13 protein-coding genes are annotated in these 14,559 nt (G+C 71.1%); 7 read left to right on the top strand and 6 right to left on the bottom strand.

The annotated features are described in order from the left end of the window. Position 1 precedes the first annotated feature (1 nt). Together OG984_RS14705 and OG984_RS14700 are read left to right on the top strand one after the other, a co-directional pair. Positions 2-1,168 (top strand): glycosyltransferase, encoded by a 1,167-nt coding sequence (locus OG984_RS14705; RefSeq protein WP_328532294.1) that lies wholly within the window; start codon positions 2-4, stop codon positions 1,166-1,168. Between the two features lie 174 nt (positions 1,169-1,342). Beyond that, a complete protein-coding gene (locus OG984_RS14700; protein WP_328532293.1) occupies positions 1,343-2,308 on the top strand; it encodes a hypothetical protein in 966 nt (321 codons plus the stop codon). 127 nt (positions 2,309-2,435) lie between these two features. Here OG984_RS14700 and OG984_RS14695 read toward each other — a convergent pair whose 3' ends face one another. From OG984_RS14695 to OG984_RS14685, 3 genes are read right to left on the bottom strand one after another with little or no spacing between them, the layout of a single operon-like run. After that, positions 2,436-3,998: a hypothetical protein gene (locus tag OG984_RS14695; protein WP_328532292.1), complete on the bottom strand. Its 1,563-nt coding sequence runs from the start codon at positions 3,996-3,998 to the stop codon at positions 2,436-2,438. Further along, entirely contained in the window at positions 3,991-5,475 is a 1,485-nt protein-coding gene (locus tag OG984_RS14690) for an oligosaccharide flippase family protein (protein WP_328532291.1), read from the bottom strand. The genes OG984_RS14695 and OG984_RS14690 overlap by 8 nt, the downstream gene beginning before the upstream one ends. Further along, on the bottom strand, positions 5,468-6,142 hold the full coding sequence (locus OG984_RS14685) for a hypothetical protein (protein WP_328532290.1): 675 nt from the start codon (positions 6,140-6,142) through the stop codon (positions 5,468-5,470). The genes OG984_RS14690 and OG984_RS14685 overlap by 8 nt, the downstream gene beginning before the upstream one ends. Positions 6,143-6,262: 120 nt before the next feature. Here OG984_RS14685 and OG984_RS14680 point away from each other — a divergent pair, with 120 nt between their 5' ends. Together OG984_RS14680 and OG984_RS14675 are read left to right on the top strand one after the other, a co-directional pair. Then, a complete protein-coding gene (locus OG984_RS14680) occupies positions 6,263-6,997 on the top strand; it encodes a hypothetical protein (RefSeq protein ID WP_328532289.1) in 735 nt (244 codons plus the stop codon). Between the two features lie 10 nt (positions 6,998-7,007). After that, positions 7,008-8,333, top strand: a complete 1,326-nt coding sequence (locus OG984_RS14675) for an O-antigen ligase family protein (RefSeq protein WP_328532288.1) — start codon at positions 7,008-7,010, stop codon at positions 8,331-8,333. On the opposite strand, the gene OG984_RS14670 is transcribed toward OG984_RS14675, so the two are convergent. The 3 genes from OG984_RS14670 to OG984_RS14660 form a co-directional block, all read right to left on the bottom strand. Further along, positions 8,268-9,440 (bottom strand): hypothetical protein, encoded by a 1,173-nt coding sequence (locus OG984_RS14670; protein ID WP_328532287.1) that lies wholly within the window; start codon positions 9,438-9,440, stop codon positions 8,268-8,270. The two genes, OG984_RS14675 and OG984_RS14670, sit on opposite strands and share 66 nt — an antisense overlap. A 113-nt stretch (positions 9,441-9,553) precedes the next feature. Continuing rightward, entirely contained in the window at positions 9,554-10,615 is a 1,062-nt protein-coding gene (locus tag OG984_RS14665; protein ID WP_328532286.1) for a hypothetical protein, read from the bottom strand. A gap of 124 nt (positions 10,616-10,739) precedes the next feature. Beyond that, complete coding sequence (locus tag OG984_RS14660; protein WP_328532285.1) at positions 10,740-11,405, bottom strand: polysaccharide deacetylase family protein; 666 nt, start codon at positions 11,403-11,405, stop codon at positions 10,740-10,742. A 122-nt stretch (positions 11,406-11,527) separates the two neighbouring features. Here OG984_RS14660 and OG984_RS14655 point away from each other — a divergent pair, with 122 nt between their 5' ends. The 3 genes from OG984_RS14655 to OG984_RS14645 are packed head-to-tail and all read left to right on the top strand — an operon-like array spanning position 11,528 to position 14,527. Further along, positions 11,528-12,484 carry a glycosyltransferase family 2 protein gene (locus OG984_RS14655; RefSeq protein ID WP_328532284.1) on the top strand — a complete coding sequence of 319 codons (957 nt, stop codon included), beginning with the start codon at positions 11,528-11,530 and terminating at the stop codon, positions 12,482-12,484. Then, on the top strand, positions 12,481-13,332 hold the full coding sequence (locus OG984_RS14650) for a hypothetical protein (RefSeq protein WP_328532283.1): 852 nt from the start codon (positions 12,481-12,483) through the stop codon (positions 13,330-13,332). Before OG984_RS14655 ends, OG984_RS14650 begins: the two co-directional genes overlap by 4 nt. A gap of 1 nt (position 13,333) precedes the next feature. Beyond that, entirely contained in the window at positions 13,334-14,527 is a 1,194-nt protein-coding gene (locus tag OG984_RS14645) for a pyridoxal-dependent decarboxylase, exosortase A system-associated (protein WP_328532282.1), read from the top strand. Positions 14,528-14,559 lie beyond the last annotated feature (32 nt).

The raw sequence follows: 14,559 nt of genomic DNA, 5'->3' as shown, positions 1-14,559 counted from the left end.
GGTGCGTACACCGGTATCCATCGTCTGCGTCTACAACGACCCGGCGGTGCTGGAGTCGTGTCTGGAAGCCTCGGTCAAGGCCGGTCCGGAAGCATCACGGCAGACCGAGGTGATCCCCGTCGACAACGTCTCGGGTGAGTTCGCGAGCGCCGGTGCGGCGCTGAACCACGGCGCCCGGCTGGCGCGCAACGAGGTCGTCGTCTTCGTCCACCAGGACGTCTACCTGCACTCGCTGCCCGCGCTGGAGGCCGCCGCCGCGACCCTGCTCGCCGATCCGGCGATCGGGGTGCTGGGAGCGGTCGGGGTCAGCCACCGCGGCGAGGTCATCGGCGCGATGCGCGACCGGGTCGTCCCGCTCGGCCGATCCACCTCGGTCCCGGTCGACGTCGACTCGCTCGACGAGGTGCTCTTCATGGTCACCCGGTCCCAGGTGCTGCGCGAGCCGCTCTCGGAGTCGCCCGACCTGGCCTGGCACGCGTACGCCGTCGAGTACTGCCTCCGGATGCGCGCCTCCGGCCGCCGTGCCGCCGCCGTCGACATCCCGCTGACCCACAACAGCATGACCACCAACCTCGCCCGCCTCGACGTCGCCCACCGCAGCGTCGGGCACGCCTACGCGGGCCTGGTGCCGGTGCGTACGACCTGCGGGATCGTCGGCGGTGAGCACGGCGCCACCTCCTGGCCGGTCCGGCGCGCCCGCGGCGCGCGTCGGTTCCTGGGGGAGTCGGTCAGCGCCCGCCGGGTGACCCGCTCGCTCCGCAGTGTCGCGCGGCCCGTCCGTGGCCAGGTGGTGCTCGCCGACATCCGGCTGCTCGTCGACGACGTCGCCCGCCTCGCCGGCAGCTCCTCGATCCGCGTCATCGACCCCTCCCGCGACGGCACCGTCGGTGAGGCCGAGGGCCTCGAGCGCAACGGCGTCCCCTTCTCCGCCGCCACTCTCCGCTGGCCCGGTGTCGTCGCCGCCGTCGCCGCCACCGCCCCGGACCAGCTCCTCCTCGTCTCCGGCCTGCGCCCCGAGGAGATCGCCCCCCTCGCCGCCACCGCGTCCGCGCCCTATGTCGTCGGTCTCGCCCGCGACACCGGCCTCTGGCTCCTCGTCGGCGTCGAGCCTGCCGTCCTCGCCTCGCTGTGGAGCAGGCCGCGGAACCGGGCGTTCTTCGTGGGGTGAGCGGTGGGCGTCGGGATACCCGGTTAACCGGGTATCCCTGTACTTCTCAGGCAATGCAATGCCAGAGAAGTGCAGGGATTGCCGGAGAAGTCCGCCCGCTTCGGCCGTACGCAGGCGAATGAATGGAAAGACGGGCAACCGAAAATGTCGGTGGCCCTCGGCAGGATGCGAGGCATGACTCTCTCATTCGACGATTCCCGGCTCACTCCGATCGCCCTCCGCAAGGAGCTGCTCGACAACGGGCACAACGATCGATCGCTGGCTCAGGCGCTACGGACGGGAGCACTCGCGAGGCCGCGGCGCGGTGCCTACGTGGACGGGAGTCTCTGGGAGGGGCTCTCGGAGGAAGACCGCTACGCCGTCCGCTGCCGCGCCGCGTATCGCCAGTCGAAGACCGATGTGGTCCTATCGCACGTCTCGGCGGTGCCGTTCCGCGATGGGCCACTGTGGGGCCTGGATCTCGGCGAGGTGCACCTGAGTCGTCCAGACCATCGCACCGGCAGGCGGGAGGCCGGCGTACGCCAGCACAGCGGGAAACTGCTCGAGTCGGATGTCGTGACCGAGAACGGTCTACTGCTGACCTCGCCGGAGAGAACCGCCGTGGAGGTGAGCACCGTGGCTCCCATGGTCGCGGCTCTCGGTGTCGTCAATGATCTGCTGCACCGGAAGATCACGACGCTCAAGCGGGTGAAGGAGCGGTATGAGCTCTCGATGGAACACTGGCCGAACTCGCTGTCGACCCAGGTCGTACTGCGTCTGGCGGACCCTCGTATCGAGTCGCTCGCCGAGTCGTTGTTCGTCGGCGTCGCGTGGCTGCAAGCCTTACCGATGCCGATCCCTCAATACGAGGTGACGGACTCCGAGGGCAAGACTCGTCGACTCGACTTCGCGCTTCCAGAGCTTGGGGTCTGGTTCGAGATCGATGGCAAGGTCAAGTACGAGCGGCCGTACCGGGTTGGAGAGACAGCGACTGACGTGGTGCTTCGGGAGAAGCGGCGCCAGGACCGGATTGCCGAGGCGACGGGATGGCGCTGCATGCGGATCACATGGGCTGATCTGCAGGATCCGGTCCGCCTGGCTGCTCGGATCCGCGCATTCCTGGAATCTGTGAAGACGGCCCACGTGCCGCGGAGCGCCTGAGGCAGATTCCTTGCGTCCGTACCGATCCACACATCGTGGGTTCTCTGCAGCCACACGCGCAACAGCGCTCAGGCAATTCCTGCACTTCTCTGGCATTGCACTGCCAGAGAAGTGCAGGAATACCCGGTTAACCGGGTATCACGTCACGCCGGCGCCGCAACCGCGCCCGCACCGCCGCGGCAGCCCACTCGGGCGCGAGGTCGCGGACGCGGCCGGCGCCGCCGCGGCGGGTCTGGCGCCACAGCGAGATCCGGTCGGTGAGCGGCATCGCGCCGAGGAGACCGGCGGTGATGTCGGCGGAGGTGCGGCTGAACGGGTTGGTCGCCTGGACGGAGACGGTGAGCAGGTCGAGGTGGCCGCGGCCACGGACGGGTGAGACGAAGTCGTCGTCGAGGAGCTGGGGCATCCGGTAGAGCGACTCGGCGTCGGTGACCCAGCCGGGCCCGGTGTGGCACTCGAGGATCGCCTGGGCGGTGGCCGTGCCGCGCGTGATCCGCTCGCGCGGGCGCCGGACGAGGTCGAGAAGGGTGTCGCGCAGCTGGTCGGGGGTCTTCGGCCGCAGCATCAGATGGTCGATACCGGGGGAGTCGGAGCCCCACACCGCACACTCGGGCCGGTGGCCGCGGAAGGTCACCACCGGGTTGGCGAGGCCGCCCGACTCGAGCAGCGAGGTGAGCCCGGCGAACGGGAACGAGTCGAGGTAGACGTCGGCGGCGTGGTGGAGCGGGGCCACGTCGGCGAGCATGCCGACGGCCTGGATCCGCCCGGAGGTACGCCGCGCCAGCCCCGCCCACGGCTCCGACTCGGGGTCGGGGCCGGCGACCCGCCACTGCAGCCGGGGCTCGGCGGCCACGGCGGCCTCGACGGCCGCCAGGTAGGTGTCGCCGCCCTGGAACTTGCTCGAGTCGGCGGCGGTCACGACCAGCACGTCGGAGGAGCGGATCTGCCACTGGGGCTTCGCCGTCTCGCGCCGCTTCGTGCGGCCGCGGACGGCCAGCGGGCGGTTGCGGAGGACCGACCGCTCCATCGGCAGACCGCGACGGTGCAGGGCGAGATCCTGGCCGCTGCGGCGCAGGTGGACGACCCGGTCGTAGGCCCGCACACCCACCCAGAAGACGTGGTCGGTGTTGTCGATGTAGACCACCGGCGGCAGGCCGCGGCGGTCGGCGAACGCGAGTGCGGGGACCACGTCGAAGGGGTGGCAGTGGGAGACCACGAGGTCGGCGGTCGAGGCGAGCGCGCGCAGCCGCGCGGCGCGGTGCATCAGCGACCCGGGCGCGGTGTCGAGCATGGTCAGCCCGACCCGGTCCCCGAGCCGGGAGGCGATCTTCGCCGGCAGCGGCGAGGTCATGTGCCGAGTGGCGACGATCTCGTGGGAACGGTCGGCGAGCTGGTCGGTCCAGCCGGCGATGATCTGGGTGTGGCCCCCGCTCTGGTACATCTGCGTGACCACGTGCAGCGTGCGCGGCCCGGGCACCGGCGCGGACGTCGAGGGGAGCGACCGGCCGAGGTCGCCCAGCAGCAGTTCGAGCGGCTCGTACGCGAACCAGCCGGTGTGGTTGCCCCAGGCGAACTCCGCCGCGGCCTGGGCCAGGGCGGCCGCGCGCTGCGGGCGCCGTCTCCCGGCGGCTGCTGCGGCGGCGTACATCTGCTCCAGGGTGGCGTGGTTGTCGTCGAGACGGTCAGACATGGACGTCCTCGCTCCGGGTCGAGGGGGGCTCGGTCGGGGTGGGGGAGCCGGCACCGGAGCGGAACCAGCGGACGTCCTCGCGCCGGCGCCGCAGCAGCACCGCCCAGACGGCGGCGAGCACCAGACCGGTGACCGCGCAGGTCACCCAGACCGACGGCTGTGCGGCACGCAGCCCGATCGCCGCCACCCAGACGGCGACAGCGCCGACGGCTGGCAGGGCGGCTCCGGCCGCGAGGCCTCCGAGCCCGATCCCGGCCCGGGCGAGGTAGAAGAGGTGCAGCGGCAGGATGACGACGAGCCCGACCGCGAACGTGGCCAGACCGACACCGCCGACGCCGTCCCAGGTCGCCCCCGCCAGCAGCGCCGGCACCAGGGCGACCAGCCAGACGATCTGGATCGTCATCAGGCTGCGGGTCGAGCCGGCGATCACCAGGAAGTCGTAGGCGAGCTCGAAGGAGATCCGCAGCACCGCCAGCGCGCCGAGCCAGAGAAGTGGGGCCGCGGCCGCCAGCCAGACCTGACCGTAGACCAGCCGGATCACCTCCGGCGCCAGCGCGGCCAGCGCCGAGCAGCCCGGGAGCGTCACGGTCAGCACCAGCGCGGAGAGCCGGGAGAAGGCGTGCCGCATCCCCTCCGGGTCGCGCTGCAGCCGGGAGAAGATCACCGGTGTGACCTGCCGCAACGGTTTCGACAGCATCGTGACCGGCCAGCTGGAGAGGTTGAAGGCGACGACGTAGAACCCCAGCGCGGTCGCGCCGAGCGCGCTGCCGATGACGATCTGGTCGGCGAACCCCACCGCGAAGACCAGGATGCTGGTCACCGCGAGCGGCGTGCCGAAGCGGAGGAGCGCGACCGCGTGCGACCGGGAGAGCCCCATCCGCCACGGCAGCGGCGACATCCGCAGGAACATCACGGTGGTGACGGCCACGCCGAGGAGATGCCCGATGACCAGCGAGAACGGGCCCGCGCCGGCCAGCGCCAGGCCCAGCATGACCGGCACCGCCACGAGCGTGGCCATCTGGTCGATGAGCATCCGCTTCCCCTGCATCAGGTTGCGCTGCAGCAGCGCCGCAGGGGTGGCGGTGATCCCGCTGAGCACCACCGGGACGGCGAAGAGCGCCACCAGCACCGCCGCGTCCGGCTCGCCCATCGCCCGCGCGTAGGGACCGGCCCCGAGCACCATCCCCGCGGCGATGAGCACGCTCGCGGCGACCGAGATCGTGGTCACCGTCGGCGCGATCTCGCGCGGGTCGTCCTTCCAGCGCACGATCGCGAGGCTCACCCCGAGCTCGTTGAAGCTCAGCACCGCCATCAGGGCGAGGAAGGCGACGGCGTACGTGCCGTAGCTCTCCGGCCCGAGCAACCGCGCGACGAGGATGCCGACGACCATCGTGCCGAGCTTCGTCACGGCGGTGTTCGCGATGCTCCAGGCGAGGGCCGTATGGGGGCGGCCGTGTCCGTGCTGGGTGTCAGGCACCGTCGGGCTCCGTGAGGGTCTCGGTGCGGCGCTCCCGGCGTCGCAGCAGGATCGGGTCGATGCGTACGACCAGGTAGAGGGTCGCGGCGGCGCCGAGCATCCCGGAGACGGCGAACGCCCGCTTCGAGCTCCCGCCGACGGGGTAGACGACGGTCGAGCCGGGCGCCTCCTTGGTGGTCATCCGGAAGGCCTGGGCGACCTGGTACTCGTCCTGCACCCGGTCCAGCGCGGCCGTCATGTCCTCGACCAGCTGCTCCTTGCGCTCGCGGACGATCTCCGGGTCGGAGCCGACGACCTCGATGATCAGCCACTGGTCGGTGTAGTTGGGCGCCCACTGGCCGCCGGTGTCGGGCAGCCGGACGGTCCAGCCGTCGCGTACGCCCATCCCGATCAGACCCGCGTCGGTGGCCGTGAACTTCGGCACCTGCCGGGTGCCGGCGACGAGCTTGCCCACCACGCCGGCGGTGATCACCAGGTCCTCGGAGGTCGCCCGCAGCGCGTTCGGGTACTGCGCGTTCTTCGGGGCCAGGAAGACCAGATCCGTACGCGTCCAGTAGATGCTCCGGTCCTGGCTGGCGTAGTTGGCGACGGCGAGCGTGATGATCGCGCCGACCACGACGAACGGCCATCGCCGGACCATCGCCCGTAGCAGGTCCCACAGCGCCATGCCCTGAACGCTAGGTCCGGGGCCGCCATGTCCGGCCAGGTCAGCGGGGTCATCGCCCAAATCGGGTAGGAGCCCGGCGAGGTCGGTCCGGGCCGATCCGGGATGGGTACGTTCGGGCCCATGGTCTTGTCGGAGTTCGTCGGTGCGATCCGGCGGCGGTGGTATCTCGCGGTCGTCGGCATCCTGTTGACCGGAGTGCTCGGCTGGAGCGCGTCGGCCTTCGTGGCACCGTCCTACACCGCCCGGGGCCTCGTCCTGATGCTCCCGTCGAAGAACGCGGTCGGCCCCGGCGGCAACCCGTTCCTGGGGCTCGGCGGACTCGACCTGCCGGCCCGAGTCGTGGTGGCGTACTACACCAGCGCGCCCGCTCAGGAGGCGATCGCCGAGGTCACCCCGGGTGCCTCGGTCACGGTCTCGATGGAGGAGTCGACGCGTGGGCCGGTGATCGCCATCGACGTCAGCGCGGATACCGAGGCCAACGCGATCACGGCGCTGAACTTCGTCGCCGACTCCATCCCGGAGACCCTCGGTCGGCTCCAGGACGAGGTCAACGCGAAGGGCAACGCCCGGCTGCGCTCGCGACCGCTCGCGCTGGACGAGACCGCGGCGATCGACGGCAGCGGGCCGCTGCGGGCCCGCATCATGGCGGTCGTGCTCGGCATCGCGATGACCGCGGTGCTGATCTATGCGATCGACGGGATCGCGCTGCGCCGCCGGCTGGCCCGCGAGGAGCGGGGCACGTCGCTCGCCGCCCAGGACGTCGCCGACGACGAGCCCGATCAGGACGACCTCGACGACCTCGGCGAGGGTCGGGGCGTCCGGGACGACCACGTCGTCCAACGCCTCCACGGATGAGGTAGCAGCGATGGCCGTACGCCGTGGTGTCGATGCGGTGACGTGGCTGAGCCTCTACACGTTCGCCGTCTTCGTGATCCCGTCCTGGCTGGTCTTCCGGCCGCTGGGCAGCGCCGGGTCGGTCTCGATGCTGATGGGTCTGGGCAGCTTCGCGATCTGGATGCTGCTGAGCATCGGCCGGCCGCTGCCGGAGAGCCGGCCCCCGCAGCCGATGCGGCTGATGCTGGCCCTGTTCCTGTTCAGCGTCGGGATCACCTACGTCATCGCGATGTCGCGCCCGATCAGCCGCGACGAGGTGAGCCCGGCCGACGTCGCGATCCTCGCGATGGTCTCCTGGGTGGGCACGCTGCTGCTCGCCGGCGACGCCATCCCGAGCATGGCCAGGGTCCATGTGCTGGTGTGGCGCCTGGTCGTGGGCGGCAGCTTCCTCGCGGTCCTCGGCCTGGCCCAGTTCTTCGCCCGGCAGATCTTCGTCGACCGGATCTCGATCCCTGTCCTGACCCCGATGACGACGGTCGAGCTGGCGATGCGCAACGGCCTCGTACGCCCAGCCGGGACCGCCCTGAGCCCGATCGAGTACGGCACCCTGATGGGGATGCTGGTGCCGATCGCGCTCCATGTCGGCTTCCAGCACCGCAACCTCAACCCGCTCGTCCGCTGGACCCCGGTAATGCTGATCTGCATGATCATCGCCGCCTCCTCGAGCCGGTCGGCCTACCTCGGCGCCGCCATCGCGGTCGCGGTCTGCATGATCGGCTGGTCGCGCAAGCAGCGCGCGTTGGTGTTGGGACTCGCGGTTGGCGGGCTGGGGCTGGTGTTCCTGGTTGCGCCCCGAATCATCAACTCGGTGACCGGCATGTTCGTCGGCGCCGAGGAGGACCCGAGCGTCACCTCGCGCACCGACAGCTACGGGGTGGCCTGGTTCTTCGTCGACCGCAACCCGTTCTTCGGGCGCGGGCTGGGGACCTTCCTGCCGAAGTACCGCATCTTCGACAACCAGTACCTCCAGATGATGGTGAGCGTCGGGATCATCGGCGTGCTGCTCTTCGCGGCGTTCGTCGTCGCGACGTTCATCCAGCTCGCCCGGGTCTATCGGGCCTGTGAGGACCCGAAGACGCGCGACCTCGTCATCTCGCTCATCGGGGCCGCGGCGGCCGGCTTCGCCGGGCTCGCCTTCTTCGACGCGTTCGCCTTCCCGATGACGATGGGCACGATCTTCCTCGTGCTCGGGCTGGGCAGCGCGGTCACGCGTCTGGAACGTACGGATCGCTCAGGTCGTGCAGGGCAGGTTGCGCACCACGACGGGCTGGCCGGCGGAGTTCAGCGTCGCGGTTGACGCCTGCCACTGGGTGATCAGGCTGCACCTGACGTCGAGCGGCCCGAAGACCCAGCTCCGGTCGATCACGTACAGGTTCCGCACGCTGCCCGGCGTGCCGAGCCGGAAGGGGTAGCCACCGCCGCTCACGACCAGGCCGTCGATGTCGACGGCGGCGTTGTCCTGGTCGGGGTAGAAGAACGGGGCGGTGCCGCCACAGTTGTTCGTGTCGACGAAGTCGATGACGGTCTTCCGAACCGTGAGCGCACCGCCGCCGTACCCCTGGATGCCGTCGCCGTGCCAGTCGGTGCAGACGTCGGGGGAGACGACGCGTACGTAGGAGTCATGGATCGCCACGCCGCCGCAGGCCGACCTGCCTTGGGCCCGGAAGCCTTCCGGGACGCCGTCGATGAGGACGTTGCGCGCCGTGTAGCCGCCCGAGGTGACCGCCGGCCAGGCGTCGTCCGTCGTCGGGGCCGTGCCACGGACGATCTCGGAGTCCTCGATGACGAGACCGGTCGCGCAGGTGGCGCTGGTGTAGTTCGCGATCACCGAGCCGACGGCCTGCACCCGGCGCAGGGTCACGTTCCTGGCGGTGACGTTGATCGTCCCGTTCGTCACGCGCAGGTCCTCGACGACGGCTCCCGGTGTGTTGATCGTGTAGGTCCCGGTCACCGCCCGCTTCGGCTGCCACCCGTCCGGCAGCCCGGCCGAGGCGCGGGTCGGGAAGCCACCGGAGGGAGGGGCGGAGGTGGGCGTGGAGGCGGAGGTCGTCGGAGCGCCGGCCGGGGAGTTCGGTGAGCTCGGAGAGGTCGATGGCGCGCTCGGGCTGATGCTCGGCGACGGGCTGGGGCTCAGGGTCGGAGGTGCGACGGTGGGCGATGCACGGTGGCGTCGACCTGGTGGTCGATGGCCCGGTACCGCAGGGGCCGCGTGGTCGGAGCGGACGCCGACCTTCTCAGGATGAGCGGTCGCCGGTCCGAACGTCCACAGGGCACCGCCGGTGACGAGGGTGACCAGGACGCTGGCGAAGGCGGTACGTCGCCACCGGGTGGTCCTGCGGGAGTCGTGGGGAGGTCGGTCGATCCGTCGTCGATGCGTGCTCGGGGGCATGCTGTGCGAGGGCATGAATGCACCTGTTCGTATGGGATACCGGCAACGGCATCGACACTACGTTTGATCCTTCCCTGACAGGCACCCCCAAAACTCGGTATAAATGGCCGGTTTCGGGGGCTCGGAGGTCACTCGCAGGGTAGGTCGCGGATCGGTACGGGCTGGCCGGACGAGTCCATCGTGACGACCGCTGCGCTCCACTCGGTGACCACCGAGCAGTCCACGTCGAGCGGGTTGTAGACCCAGCTCTGGTCGACGACGTAGAGGTTGCGGACCGGACCGGGCATGCCGTTGCGGAACGGGTAGCCCCCGCCGGCCACGACCAGGCCGTCGATGTCGACCGAGTCGTTGCCCTGACCCGTGGGGTTGAAGAACGGGGCGGTGCCGTGGCAGTTGTTCTTGACGTCGAGGATCATCACCGTACGCCGCACCGTGACCTTGCCGCCGCCGTAGCCCTGCAGGCCGTCGCCGTGCCAGTCGCTGCACACGTCCGGGGAGGTGACCCGGACGTAGGAGTCATGGATTTTGACGCCGCCGCAGCGCTCCTTGTTGGAAGCGCGGAGCCCCTCGGGGACGCCGTCGATGACGACGTTGCTCACCGTGTAGCCGCCGGCCGAGACCGCCGGCCAGGCCTCCTCGGTCGTGGGCGCGCTGCTCCGGACGAAGTCGGAGTCCTCGATCCGCAGGCCGGCGTTGCACTGGCCGTTGTAGTCGTTGACCACGACCGAGGCGATCGCCTCGATACGGCGCAGCGTGACACCGGGTGCGGTGACGTAGATGACCCCGTTGGTGATCCGCAGGTCCTCCACGACCGCACCGCGGTGCCGGACCCAGAAGTCACCGGTCACCGTGCGCTCCGGCCGCCAGCCGTCCGGCAGCCCCGCCGACTCGCGGGTCGGGAACCCCTTGGCCGGCGGTGCGGCCGCGGTCGTGGACTTCGTACGCTCCGGGGCGGTCGACGGCGTGGGGGTCGGCGTCGGCGGGGTGGAGGAGGCCGTCGGGCTGGGATCGGCCGAGGGCGTGGGGGTCGGCGTCGCGCTCGCCGGTGGTGGGACCGTCGGCAGCGAGTCGGAGCCGACGTTGCGCACCTGGGCGGCGTTGGGCCACAGGAACCAGGTCGTGGCGGCCAGCAGCAGGGCCAGGCCCGCTACGACCGCGATCCGCCGGCGCCGGCCTGGCTTGGTTGGCATGTGTTCGCACCCGTTCGCGTCTCGATGACTATGTATCTTCGGCAATGTCTGCTCGACCCTGCCCGACCGCGAGGCCGGGGGCATCCTTCAAACTGGTTACTTCGCAACGGGCCGGCTCCTCGTCTCAGCGCAGCCTCTTGACGAGACCCGCCGCCTGGCGTTCCATCCGCCGGGCGATGCCCTGCCCGTTCAGGATCTGGCTGCGTACGCTGGCGCCGTCGTCGCTCGCGGTGATGCTGAACCTCGGCTGCAGCCAGGCGCCGGCCACCGCGTGGGCGCGGTCGCTGGTGTAGACGTGCTGGTAGCCGAGGCGGCGCAGATGACGCAGCGTGGTGCGGTCGTAGCGGCCGAGCGGGAGCGCCGCCTCCTCCACCACCTCACCGGCCGCCATGGTGATCTGCTCGCGGGCCTCGATCAGCTCGCGGCGTACGCCTGCGCCGTCGAGGCCGCGCCAGCTGACGTGGTTCATGCCGTGAGTGCCGATCCGCATGCCCGCCACCCGCAGGAGGCGGATGTCGAGGCGGTCCACGCTCCCCGGCAGGCCCAGCCGCCCGGCCAGGACGAAGAAGGTCGCGGTCAGGCCCCGGTTCAGCAGGCCCGGCAGCCCGAGGGCGACGTCGGAGTGGTTGCCGTCGTCGAAGCTGATCCGCACCTCGGGGCGGCCGGCCACGGCGTCCAGGATGTCCTCGTAGGCGTCCTGGCTGATCCAGTAGCGGTCCTCGCCCGGCTCCAGCTTGCGCTGGGGCTCGCCGATGCCGTGGAAGCAGATGTTGGTCACGTGGGCGGGCATGTTCTCCACGCTAAGGAGCCGGAGGCCGTGTCCGGTCGCCCGGCGCGAAGGCCTACCTCATACGGGGGATCTGCGCTCGGGAGGCCGCTCGGTGGGGGGCCGACGCCGTCGAGACTCATGACGTGTCGCACCGGATCCGCACCATCGCCGTCGTGGTGGTGACCTACAACAGCGCTCACCTGCTGGCCGATCTCCTCGCCTCTCTACCGGGTGGGCTCGACGGCCTCGGGTGGCGGCTGGTGATCGCCGACAACGCCTCGGCCGACGACACGGTGGCCGAGGCGCGTCGACTCGCGCCCGAGGCGACCGTCGTCGAGACCGGGCGCAACGGCGGCTACGCCGCCGGGATCAACGCCGGCGTCGCGGCCGCCTTCGCCGGGGACCCCGGCCTCGACGCGGTGCTGGTGCTCAACCCGGACGTACGTCTCGAGCCCGGCTGTGGCGTGGCGCTCGCGGGCGAGCTCGCCCTGCCTGCGGGTGGGCAGCCCGGGGTCGGTGTCGCCGTTCCCCACCTGGTCGACGCCGAGGGCCGGCTGATCGAGTCGATGCGCGGTGCGCCGAACCTGGTCAGGGCCTTCGCCGACGCCGTCGTGGGCGCCAACCGCGCCGGGAGGGTCCGGTGGGCGGGCGAGATCGTGGCGTCGCCGGCCGAGTACGAGCGCGCTCAGGACACCGACTGGGCCGAGGGCTCCACCCAGCTGATCAGTGCCGAGTGCTGGCGGGCGTGCGGGCCGTGGGACGAGTCCTACTTCCTCTACTCCGAGGAGACCGAGTTCCACCTGCGCGCCCGTGACCGCGGCTTCCGGGTGCGGTACGTCCCCTCCGCTCGCGCCGTGCACCTCGGTGGTGAGTCCACCACCTCTCCCGGGCTGTGGGCGCTGCTGGTCGCCAACCGGGTGCGGCTCTTCACGGTCCGTCGGGGACGGGTCCAGGGGGCGGCGTACTGGCTGATGGTGCTGGCCCGCGAGTGCAGCCGCGCGCTGCTGGGGAAGCAGACCTCGCGACGTGCCGTACGCACCCTGGTCAGCCCCCGGCGGATGAGCGCCCCGCGTGGCCCGGAGTGGGTGGCGAGCGCATGAAGGCCGTGCTCGCCCCGATCACGGCCGAGGACCTTCCGGCCGTCTCCATCTTCCTGCACCAGGAGCTGAACCCGCGGGTGCGGGAGCTGGAGTGGACCCAGGCGCTGCGGGTGCCGTGGGACGTACCCCAGCCCAACCACGGGTTCTTCCTCGCCGAGGGGGAGCGGGTGGTCGGGGCCTATCTCGCCTACTACTCCGAGCGGGCGGTCGGTGCCGAGAAGCTCCAGATCTGCAACCTGGGCGCCTGGTGCGTGCTCGACAGCCACCGCCACCAGGGGCTGCGGCTGCTGACCACGCTGCTCAAGCAGCCCGGCTACGAGTTCACCGACTTCTCGCCCTCGGGCAATGTGGTCGCGCTCAACCGGAAGCTCAAGTTCACCGACCTGGACACGACCACGTCGCTGGTCCCCGCGGTCACGCTGCCGGCGCGCGGGGTGCGGGTGAGCAGTCGTCCCGACGTACTGGACTCCGTCCTGCAGGGCGAGGAGCGGGACCTCTACGCCGACCACCGCGCCGCGGCGGCGGCCCGGCACGTGGTGCTGAGCACCGGCTCCGAGCACTGCTACGTGGTGGCCCGCAAGGACACCCGCAAGGGCGTACGCGCCTTCGCCTCGGTCCTCTACGCGAGCAACCCGGAGCTGCTCCGGCGGCATGCGCCGCGGCTGGCCACGCACCTGCTGAGGCAGCACGGCGCCGCGGCGACCCTGATCGAGCACCGGGTCGCCGGCGGTGCGCCCGCCGGGTCGCACCGGCTGTCGCGGTCGCGTCCGAAGATGCTGCGCAGCGACGCCCTCGATCCGTCCCGGGTCGACTACCTGTACAGCGAGCTGACATGTCTGGAGTGGTGAGATGACGTACGTCGCAGGACCGACGGTGGGGGGCGTGCCGGTGCGGCTGCTGGCGGAGCGGGTCGGGTCGACACCGTTCTTCGCCTACGACCGGGCCGCGATCGACGCCCGGGTCGCCTCGTTGCGGTCCGCGCTTCCTGCGGACGTGCACCTGAGCTATGCGGTCAAGGCGAACCCGATGCCGGCGGTGGTCCAGCACCTGGCCCGGAGACTCGACGCCCTCGATGTCGCCTCGGGGGCCGAGATGCGGGTGGCGCTCGACACCGGGATCGCTCCCGGCTCCGTGAGCTTCGCAGGACCGGGGAAGTCGGTCGCCGAGCTGACGCAGGCGGTCGCGGCCGGGGTGCTCGTCGAGATCGAGTCGCCGCTCGAGGCAGACCGCCTGGTCGAGGCCGCCGAACGGCTCGGTCTTCGGCCGCGGGTCGCGGTGCGGGTCAACCCGGACTTCGAGGTCAAGGGCTCCGGGATGCGGATGGGCGGCGGCGCGCAGCAGTTCGGCGTCGATGCCGAGACCGTGCCGCTGCTGCTCAAGACGCTGCACGACCGCGACGTCGAGGTGGCCGGCTTCCACGTCTTCTCCGGCTCCCAGAACCTGCACGCGTCGATTCTCGCGGAGGCGCAGGAGCGCACGGTCGACCTCGTGCTGCGGCTGGCCGACGACCTTCCTGCGGGGATGACCTACCTCAACATCGGCGGCGGCTTCGGGATCCCCTACTACACCCAGGACCGTCCTCTCGACCTCGGCCTCGTCGGCTCGCGGCTCGAGGAGCTGCTCGCCACCCGGGTACGTCCTGCCCTGCCGTCCGCGCAGGTCGTGATCGAGCTCGGCCGCTATCTGGTCGGCGAGGCGGGGGTCTATGTGACCCGGGTCGTCGACCGCAAGATCTCCCGCGGCAAGACCTTCCTCGTCGTCGACGGTGGCATGCACCACCAGCTCGCCGCCTCCGGCAACTTCGGGCAGGTCATCCGCCGCAACTACCCGATCTCCGTCGCGGCGGCCAGCGAGGGCGGGGAGGAGACCGTTCAGGTCGTCGGCTGCCTGTGCACGCCCCTGGACCTGATCGGCGACAAGGTGAGCCTGCCGCGGGCCGAGGTGGGTGACCTCGTCGTGGTCCACCAGGCCGGGGCGTACGGCCTCACCGCCAGCCCGACCGCGTTCCTGAGCCACCCGGCGCCGCTCGAAGTGCTCGTCTGAACCCCTGAACCCGTTGAACCCGAAGGAGTCCC

The organism is Nocardioides sp. NBC_00368 (genome assembly GCF_036090055.1).
GTDB lineage: Bacteria > Actinomycetota > Actinomycetes > Propionibacteriales > Nocardioidaceae > Nocardioides.
Note: the sequence above shows the minus strand (reverse complement) of the source record. Positions and strands in the feature narration are given on the sequence as shown.